This is a genomic window from Flammeovirga sp. EKP202 (assembly GCF_014534745.1).
GTDB lineage: Bacteria > Bacteroidota > Bacteroidia > Cytophagales > Flammeovirgaceae > Flammeovirga.
On sequence record NZ_JACVVP010000046.1, the window covers coordinates 51,401 to 60,654 of the forward strand.

A 9,254-nucleotide genomic window follows, 5' to 3' on the forward strand; every position below is an offset into this window, starting at 1 on the left:
ATTTAATTTAAATACTCGATCAGATTTGTCTTAGTATCTAAACATAAGCTTCAATAAGAACTCCACTTCGTTCATTTTTGGATTTTTGTTTACTTCATATGACCTGTAACTCATGAATTAAGAGGAGTCAAAGAAGAAGTAGAAAAACTGTTGCTTCAAGGCAGTGTATCATTTAATGTTAGACTTAATATATTGGTCAAAAATGACGTTCATCTTCGACTTACATAAATTTAATCAATTCATTAACAGCTAAATAAACATTAACATCAATACTTATTGAAATACAATACTACATTGATTTAATACAAGTTATTTATTCTCATAACAATGAATACTTACATAAGAATGTTAATTTTATTGATTTTTAAGCCGTAAAAAAACCTTACTTATAACATTAAACAATCGCTTTTCTTCGTCGGCCGAGTGGGACCAATTATACATGATGTAGCCCAGAACTATTGGTTTTAATTTAGAAATAAACATGATAATGAGATTAGATAAAACTTCATGCTATAGGCACTGATTGTTGTTAAAGTATTTGGGTTTCAATTTTTAGCATCAGTGCCTATAATTTTAGTAAAATTAGCATAAGTACGATTTCGTTATAAACGATAATAACATTAAGCACTGTAAATGTCTAACAATCACAAAAAAAAGAGGTAGTAATCTTAATGTTATCACCTCTTTTATTAGAATAGTATAAAATGTCTCAGAAGAAAAGTTTAAACTAATACTGTTTCAATTTCTTCATTTTTAAAGTCAAAATTCAAGTTTTCATCCAATGATTTCACTTTTGTACTATTCAAAACTAAAGCTACACTTTCTCCCAATAATAATTTAAGTACAAAAACAGGAACGTTTGGTAATATTAAAGGACGATGGTAAAACTTGGCTACTCTTTTTGTCATTTCCTTATTGGTCAGAGGGGTTGAAGTAACCGCATTGTAAGTTCCTTTCATTTGATCGTTTTCAATTGAAAAAATAATTAAACGTACAATGTCTTCCAGACTAATCCATGACATCCATTGATCACCACTTCCTAAAGCTGCTCCAACTCCCATTTTAATAGGTTGAATTATCTTTGAAAGTGCACCTCCTTGATTTGATAAAACAACTCCTAACCTTAATTTCACTAATCTGCTTACAGATAAAATATCCATTGCCTCTTCCCACTGTCTTACGACATCAGCTAAAAAATCTGTTCCCGCACTTGCCCCTTCATCTACTAACTCATCAGCTCTATCTCCATAATAACCAATAGCAGAAGCACATATTACCGTTTTGGGAGGGTGCTCTAAAGCGTTAATTGTTTCCATTAATAATGTAGTGGCTACTACCCTACTGTTTAAGATTTCCTCTTTTGCTTTAGGTGTCCACCTTCCCTCTCCTACATTTTTACCTGCTAAATGAACCACTACATCTACCCCTTCAAATGCTTTTTTATCTATAATTTTTTTAGTTAAATCCCATTTGTAACGAGGAATAGATTTCGATAAATCTTCTTTTCGAGAGAGCCAACTTACTTTGTGCCCACCTCTAATTAATTTTTTAGAGAGTTCCTTACCTACAAGTCCTGAACCTCCTGTTATAAGTATTTTCATGAATAGTTATTTTAATATTAATATAACCAATTAAATAATGATCTTGTTTTGCTTTGTTTTCAATACTGATTAAGTTAGTAGTTCAATATAACACAACCTCCAATTCAATTAAATATAACTTCAATATGATTAAACTCAACACAATAGGTGTTGTCCTATTCTTGATCTATTCTTGTTTCAATACTTACGCACAAGAAACATTTACGATCAATGGTGTACGTGACGACAGAAGTAATTATTATGCTATTACTAATGCTACTGTTCACATCTCTCCTTCCGAAAAATTAGAAAATGCTACTTTGGTCATCAAAGAAGGCAAAATTATCAGTGTCAACAAAAGTACTTCTGTACCCAAAGGGGCCGCTGAGATTAATGCTGAAGGAAAACATATCTATGCTTCTTTTATTGACGCGAACTCGCACTACGGAATGCCGGGTGTAAAAAAAGGAAGTTTTTGGTCGTGGAGCAAACCTGAAAATATAGGTCCTCAAAACCCTAAAGCATACAATGCTAATGATGCCATTAGAGCGAATAATAATGCTGCTGAGTTATTTAAAAGTGACTCAAAACAAGCTGAAGCAATGCGAAAAATTGGCTTCGGAAGTGCTTTAACTTACTTACCTGATGGTGTAGCGAGAGGTACTTCTGCTTTAGTGACATTTGGTAAAGGAAGAGCAAATACAATTATTCTTGAAAACCAAGTGGGTGCTCATTATGCCTTTGACAAGGGATCTTCTGCTCAAATGTATCCTGTATCTACAATGGGCTATGTGGCATTACTTCGACAAACCTATTATGATGCACAATGGTATGCTGAAGGCGGGAAAGAGAAGTTTACAGACTTAACGTTAGAAGCATTTAATGCTACGCAGTCTTACCCTCAATTTTTTGATACCAAAGATATTTTTGACTTAGAAAGAGCAGCCAAAGTAGCAAAAGAATTCAACAAGCGTTATATCTATGTTGGTAACGGTGATGAGTACCAAGACTTGGTCACTTTAAAACAATTTCAACCCTCTCTCATTGTACCTATCAGTTATCCTCAAGCACTTAATGTTACAGACCCTATCGACGCAATGAATGCTCCTTTCTCAGAAATGAAACACTGGGAATTGGCTCCGTCTAACTTAGCAATGTTAGAAAAAGAAGGATTCTCATTTGCCATTACTGCGTCAAAACTTCCTTCAAAATCCGTATTTTTAAAGAATCTACGCTTAGCTGTAGAAAGAGGTCTTTCAGAAGAAAAAGCACTAGAAGCATTGACTGTAACTCCTGCGTTCTACATGAATGCTTCTTCTCGGTTAGGTACATTAGAACCAGGTAAAATTGCCAACTTTATTATCACTTCAGATAATATTTTTTCTAAGGATGGAAAGGTTTTAGAAAATTGGGTTAGAGGCCATCAGTACATTATTGAAAAATGGTCTAATGATGACTTACTTGGCAATTATGCTTTGAAAGTCAATAATGATACCTTCACGCTCAAAACTTCTGGAGAAAATCCTTCTTCCCCGAAATGGGAGGTTTCTGTCAATGATTCCACAAAACTGGAATCCAAAGCCACATTCCATCAAGGGATGATTACACTTTCATTTGCGAGTGACACCACTAAAAATGCTCGAACAATTCGTCTTTCGGGATGGAAAGATAAGAATGGTAATTTTAGTGGAGAAGGAAAAGATACCAAAGGTGAATGGATAAGTTGGACTGCCGTAAAAGCAGTAACGACAAACGATAAAGTCGAAACTACAAAGAAAGAAAAAGCTGAAAGTGCCAATGAATTAGGTGAGGTAATCTACCCTTTTAGTGCTTACGGTAGTACAAGAATTGCTCAACAAGAAGACATTTTAATTACAAATACTACCGTTTGGACGAACGAAAACGATGGTATATTAGAAAATACGGATGTCTTGATTAAAGAAGGAAAGATCATCAAAATTGGTCAAGGTTTAAAAGCCAATAAAAAGACTAGAGTAATAGATGGAAAAGGCAAACACCTTACTGCTGGAATTATTGACGAGCACTCACATATTGCATTATTTAGTGTTAATGACGTTGCAGTCATGTCATCAATGGTGAGAATGGAAGATGTTGTGAATCCAAATGATGTTGATATTTACCGTCAATTAGCCGGTGGCGTTACTTCTGCTCAGTTATTACATGGTTCTGCCAATCCAATTGGTGGTCAATCAGCTATCATCAAGATGAAGTGGGGACATACTAACCCAGAGGAATTGCTATTCCCCAATGCAAAACCATTTATCAAATTCGCTTTAGGTGAAAATGTGAAACGTTCTAGCTGGCCAATGTCTCATCGTTTTCCACAAACAAGAATGGGAGTTGAAGCCGTTTATAACGATGGTTTTGCTAGAGCTAAAGCCTATGACAAAGCTCAGAAGGAATACGCAGGTCAAGGACCTAAACCAAGAAAAGATCTTCAGTTAGAAGCATTAGCTCAAATCTTAAATGATGAACGCTTTATCTCATGTCACTCCTATGTTCAGTCAGAAATCAACATGTTGATGAAAGTAGCAGAGAGTTTTGACTTCAGAGTAAATACCTTCACTCATATTTTAGAAGGGTATAAAGTGGCTGACAAAATGAAAAAACACGGAGCTGGAGCCTCTACTTTCTCTGATTGGTGGGCTTATAAGTTTGAAGTGTATGAAGCTATTCCTCAAAACGCTGCATTAATGGCTGACCAAGGTGTTACTGTTGCCATTAATTCTGATGATTCAGAAATGGGGCGAAGACTAAATCAAGAAGCAGCCAAGAGTGTAAAATACGCTAATATGTCAGAGGAAGAAGCTCTAAAAATGGTAACGCTGAACCCTGCCAAATTACTTCGAATTGATGATCAGGTCGGGTCTATTAAAGTTGGAAAGTCTGCTGATGTAGTACTTTGGACAGATCACCCGCTTTCTATCTATGCAAAGCCTGATTATACTATGGTTGATGGTACGGTTTATTTCTCTTTAGAAAAAGATGAGCAACTGAGAAAAGAAATGACAGTTGAACGTGCACGTTTAGTTACTAAAATGCAAGAAGCCATTAAAAATGGTGCAAAGGCAAAAGATGTTGCTCCAAAAATAAATCACCATATGCATTGTGATCACCTGCATTTAGATTAGAAATAGACGCTATGGTCTATCATTTTCGACGTTCCATATTAACGTCACTAATCTTTGAGTCAAAAAGTCATTTAACATGAAAAAAACATATTATATATTCTCTGTCATTTGCGGTTTATTATTAACTATTACTGCATCTGCACAGGTCCCATCTCCTGCCAAAGCCCAAAACAAAGGAATTATTCTAAAAGGGGGCGAAATTCATGATGGAAATGGAAACGTTTTTCCAAATGCTACCATTGCATTTAATGAAGGAAAAATCACATTCATTGGTAACAACTTCTCTGATGACAGCTATGAAGTAATTGATATTTCAGGACAAAAGGTATACCCTGGTTTTGTATTACCTACCTCAGAATTGGGCTTGGTTGAAATTGAAGCAGTAAGTGCTTCCAACGACAATTATGAAACAGGGAAAATTAACCCCGAAGTACGTTCTGTCATTGCATTCAATACCGACTCCCATGTCATTCCAACCGTAAGAAGTAATGGGGTCTTAGTGGAGCAAGTAATGCCCAAAGGTGGTATTTTCTCTGGTCGATCTTCCATTGTTCAATTAGATGCTTGGAACTGGGAAGATGCTCTCATTAAAGAAAATGATGGTCAGCATCTACACTGGCCTAGCAAATACTACAGTCACTCATGGACAAGTCCTGAAAAAGGATTAATTATATCGAAAAGTTATCATCAGCAAGTGGCTTTGATTGAGAAAACTTTAATGGATGCGGAAGCATATAGTCAAGGCAAACCTACTGCCGTTCCTGATTTTCCATTGGAAGCAATGAGAGGGCTTTTCTCAGGTGAAGAACAATTATTCATCCATGTAGATGAAGCTAAAAGTATTGTAGAAGCTATACAGTTAGTTCAGAAGTACAATATCAAAAAAGTAGTCATTGTAGGAGGTGCCGACGCTTGGCTTGTAACAGATTTCTTAAAATCGAACAACATTTCTATCCTGATGACTGACGTACATCGCTTACCAGTCCGTGAACAAGATGATGTTGATTTACCCTACAAAAGAGCAAAAATGCTACAAGATGCGGGCTTGACTATAGGACTTACACATTCTAGTCCATCCAATTCCAGAAACTTACCTTTCTACGCAGGAACTGTAGTCGCTTATGGTGTAGACAAGGAAGATGCATTGAAAATGATTACTTCCAACACTGCCCAAATTCTTGGTATTGATGATCAATACGGAAGCCTTCAAGTAGGTAAATCGGCCACTCTTATTGTCAGTCAAGGTGATGTATTGGACATGAGAACAAGTAAAATCATCCATGCATTTATCGATGGAAGACAACTTGACTTAAACAACAAACACAGTATGTTGTATAAGAAGTTTAAAGAAAAATATGATGAATAACATTGGTTTATTCTGTTATTCATGAGCACACATTAGTGATTGAATATAAAGGCACCATCATCAATGCTTGAAAAGGTATTTTTGATGGTGTTTCTCTAAAAAACACATACCGTTGCCGATTATATCATAGATATTCCTATGAAATTTATTATCATGTGAGATAGAATACTATATTTCATACTATATTTTATTCTAATAAAGGACAAAAGATAACCAAGCATAAAAATTGATGAAAGATAACTTATAATATATGGAATGAATGTAAAGCGAAGTTGATTATCAGAAAGGTTATTTAAATGCATAAATGCAAATATTATCAGAGATGCTTTAAAAATATATTCCTTATTAAAAGTCACATCTAAAGGAATTAGTTTATCAAATAGGATAAACAAAAGAATGGAGACTGAAACTAATAAAAGTAACTTTATCAATAAATTAATTTCGAAATTACTACTTCCTATAATTATTATTAAATAAGAGATAAATAACGCCAAGGACAATATAATATTAGACCTTTTAAAACTTAAACAATATCTAAAAATAAACTCTTCAATGACTGGGATAAGTGTCATGCCTAAAACCTTTTGAGTTAAAGTCATATCTCCTCTCATTACATTTTCTGATAAATCTCCCTGAAGAATATAACTTATACCATTTGTAATAGCATTCAAACAAAATATAGCAATTACTATATAAACTATTGTTAATGGTAAGTATTGTTTTTCTAATGAATCAATTTGAGAATATTTAAGCCCTTTAATCATTTTTTATAAGTATGAATTTGAATATGATGAAAACGACAATACTATTTCAAACTACTTTGATATTCCTACATAGCTATCTATAAGAAATATATTTAAAGCAAGACTTCTCCTTTCAAATATAAAGAAGAAGAAAAATAAAGTTTTAGCAATCTTTCATTTAACTATGTTTTATTTAGTAGCTTTTTCTGTCTTTAATTCTGAGGTGGAATTTCCAATGAATATTGTATTATCACTATTCCATAATCTTGATGTTGAGATTCCAATTTGTATGAGGTAATCTGAAAAGGCAAAGTCTCCCTTTGAAAAAGAATAATTACAAACTAATACAGGAATAGTAAAAAAGTATAATTCGATATTGTGATATTTTATTGCAAAGAATATACATACTAAACTAATTAGAATAAAAGGTAACATTGAAATGAATAAATATTCGTACCCATTTAGTTTGCTTGCCCGTGTTGTAACATAAAAAATCATTTGTTTTTCTACTTTTCCAAAATACACATCTCGTCTTCCTAGTATTAAATAACCTAAGTAATGTATCACCTCATGAATAAAAATAAGTATAGAAAATGAAAAAAAAATGGACACTCCAAATAAAAATAAAGGTAAATACTTTTGATGATAACAATTTAGAAGCACATTAATAATGATAAAAATTAGCAGGAATAGCTGAATATATTCCACAAATAAATAAATTTTCAGAAGCACTCCTTTTTTCTTAAGTTGGTCATTGATAAAAGAATGAACCTCTGAATGTCTTATTTCACGCATATACATTTCAATATTTACTAAGAATAAAAAAAACAGGTAAAACTATATTATATTGTCAAGTTTTACCTGTTTGTTTAATTAATAAAAAGCTTTGTATAACAAATAAAAACCTCCTACAACAGCAAAACCTATAGCTGCACTTCCTAGTGCTATTCCACTAAGGGCCATTAATCCCAATACAAGCTCTCCTCCATTTGTATTCTGAAGTTCATTTAAATCTAAGTCTTTCATGATAATTTCAAGTTTAATAATAATATGCAATTCCTCCCGCCATTCCAAGAATAAAACCAGAAGACGCTGTGATAGCAACAATTTCAGCTGAAATGTAAAGTGTTCCTATCAATATCGGTACAAATCCACCATTGACTTGTACCATTTCATTAGTCGTTAAATCAATCATTTGTTATTGAAAAAAGTACTTGTAACCAATACCCATACCTGTTAAAAGTCCTCCAGTTATTACTGAACCAACAACAGCTTCTGAAATAAATAAGCCACCGACAATTATAGGCACGAAGCCCCCGTTAGTTTCACGAACTTCATCAAGTTCTAATTCCTGAAATTTCATAATAATTAGTTTTCAGTTTATACCTACTCTAAAAATATTGTTCCACTTTTAATTTTCGGCATCCTTAAAAGCAGATCATCAAATAGTTAGCTAGCTTTATTTTGATATTGTAAAAGTATTGACTACCACGGAAAAAAAACTTCCGTGAGAAAATTATTTTAATATTTCTCCAGAAATTTTTAATAAACGTACTTGTGATAAAATCAATTCATATTGTGCAGTGAAATAATTTAGAGAAGCATTCATATAGCTGTTTTGTACTTGACGGAAATCAAAAACTGATATACTCCCTAAATCCAATTGCTCTTTTGACAATTGAAGATTTTCTTCCGCTGACTTTTGACTGAGATAGCCAATTCTTACTTTTTCTTGGTTATAATGATAATTAGAGAAAAGCTGATGAAATTCTTTTTTTAACTCTAGCTTTTTCTTCTTCTGCTCTAATTGCTTTTTATGGAATTGGATTTTCGAAGATTGTATCTTTCTCTCATTTTGGCCTCCATTAAAAACAGGTACAGTAACATTGATTCCTATAAAACCTCCATATAAATACCCCTTATTCGTTTGAGTGATTAGTTCTCCTTCAATAGTGGGGTAATCTGCTGTCAACCAATTAAGATTGCCTTGATAAGCTGATTCCAATGAAACGGTAGGTATTTTATTGGTCTTACTTAATTGTACATTAACTTGTTGCTGCTTCAATTGTGTATTAATAACCCCCAATTGATTGTTTTGAGTATTGACCTTGTCAAAAACACTAGAAGCTGATAATTCTAAAGTTGGAACTTCTAAACTATCGGTAAGTTGATAGGGAGTGTTTATATCCTCTTCCCCTAAGATATAATTTAGTTGTTGGAGATCACTTTCAACCTTTAGCTTCTGATCTACTAGGTTTATAGAATCTGTAAAATATGTGGTCTTTTCTCTCGTTAATTCAAACTTTGAGTTTTCACCAAGTTGAACACCTTTCTCTATGAAGCTATTTAAAAATAGATCTTAATATTTCGTATTGCATTTAGAAATAAAAGTCTGAAAGGAGATATTTAATTA

General features: G+C 33.3%; 9 protein-coding genes. 2 read left to right on the forward strand and 7 right to left on the reverse strand.

The features are described 5' to 3' along the window. Positions 1-722: 722 nt before the first annotated feature. Positions 723-1,601: a TIGR01777 family oxidoreductase gene (locus IC221_RS22355; RefSeq protein ID WP_188171081.1), complete on the reverse strand. Its 879-nt coding sequence runs from the start codon at positions 1,599-1,601 to the stop codon at positions 723-725. Positions 1,602-1,726: 125 nt separating this feature from the next. Here IC221_RS22355 and IC221_RS22360 point away from each other — a divergent pair, with 125 nt between their 5' ends. Both IC221_RS22360 and IC221_RS22365 read left to right on the forward strand, forming a co-directional pair. Next, entirely contained in the window at positions 1,727-4,732 is a 3,006-nt protein-coding gene (locus IC221_RS22360; RefSeq protein ID WP_188171082.1) for an amidohydrolase family protein, read from the forward strand. 76 nt (positions 4,733-4,808) lie between these two features. Then, positions 4,809-6,098 (forward strand): amidohydrolase family protein, encoded by a 1,290-nt coding sequence (locus IC221_RS22365; protein ID WP_188171083.1) that lies wholly within the window; start codon positions 4,809-4,811, stop codon positions 6,096-6,098. Between the two features lie 119 nt (positions 6,099-6,217). On the opposite strand, the gene IC221_RS22370 is transcribed toward IC221_RS22365, so the two are convergent. From IC221_RS22370 to IC221_RS22395, 6 genes are all read right to left on the reverse strand, one after another. Continuing rightward, on the reverse strand, positions 6,218-6,862 hold the full coding sequence (locus tag IC221_RS22370; protein ID WP_188171084.1) for a hypothetical protein: 645 nt from the start codon (positions 6,860-6,862) through the stop codon (positions 6,218-6,220). A gap of 168 nt (positions 6,863-7,030) precedes the next feature. Next, the gene (locus IC221_RS22375; protein ID WP_188171085.1) at positions 7,031-7,636 is read right to left on the reverse strand and encodes a DUF3267 domain-containing protein; all 606 of its coding nucleotides are present in this window, start codon (positions 7,634-7,636) and stop codon (positions 7,031-7,033) included. A gap of 78 nt (positions 7,637-7,714) precedes the next feature. Next, complete coding sequence (locus IC221_RS22380) at positions 7,715-7,867, reverse strand: hypothetical protein (RefSeq protein WP_188171086.1); 153 nt, start codon at positions 7,865-7,867, stop codon at positions 7,715-7,717. 13 nt (positions 7,868-7,880) lie between these two features. After that, complete coding sequence (locus IC221_RS22385) at positions 7,881-8,036, reverse strand: hypothetical protein (RefSeq protein ID WP_188171087.1); 156 nt, start codon at positions 8,034-8,036, stop codon at positions 7,881-7,883. 3 nt (positions 8,037-8,039) lie between these two features. After that, complete coding sequence (locus IC221_RS22390; protein WP_188171088.1) at positions 8,040-8,204, reverse strand: class IIb bacteriocin, lactobin A/cerein 7B family; 165 nt, start codon at positions 8,202-8,204, stop codon at positions 8,040-8,042. A gap of 153 nt (positions 8,205-8,357) precedes the next feature. After that, a complete protein-coding gene (locus tag IC221_RS22395) occupies positions 8,358-8,906 on the reverse strand; it encodes a TolC family protein (protein WP_188171089.1) in 549 nt (182 codons plus the stop codon). Positions 8,907-9,254 lie beyond the last annotated feature (348 nt).

Excerpts from the sequence above, each read along its gene's own strand:
- IC221_RS22360 (WP_188171082.1), top strand. The coding sequence starts at position 1,727 with ATGATTAAACTCAACACAATAGGTGTTGTCCTATTCTTGATCTATTCT.
- IC221_RS22385 (WP_188171087.1), bottom strand. The coding sequence starts at position 8,036 with ATGATTGATTTAACGACTAATGAAATGGTACAAGTCAATGGTGGATTT.
- IC221_RS22380 (WP_188171086.1), bottom strand. The coding sequence starts at position 7,867 with ATGAAAGACTTAGATTTAAATGAACTTCAGAATACAAATGGAGGAGAG.
- IC221_RS22365 (WP_188171083.1), top strand. The coding sequence starts at position 4,809 with ATGAAAAAAACATATTATATATTCTCTGTCATTTGCGGTTTATTATTA.
- IC221_RS22375 (WP_188171085.1), bottom strand. The coding sequence starts at position 7,636 with ATGCGTGAAATAAGACATTCAGAGGTTCATTCTTTTATCAATGACCAA.
- IC221_RS22370 (WP_188171084.1), bottom strand. The coding sequence starts at position 6,862 with ATGATTAAAGGGCTTAAATATTCTCAAATTGATTCATTAGAAAAACAA.
- IC221_RS22390 (WP_188171088.1), bottom strand. The coding sequence starts at position 8,204 with ATGAAATTTCAGGAATTAGAACTTGATGAAGTTCGTGAAACTAACGGG.
- IC221_RS22355 (WP_188171081.1), bottom strand. The coding sequence starts at position 1,601 with ATGAAAATACTTATAACAGGAGGTTCAGGACTTGTAGGTAAGGAACTC.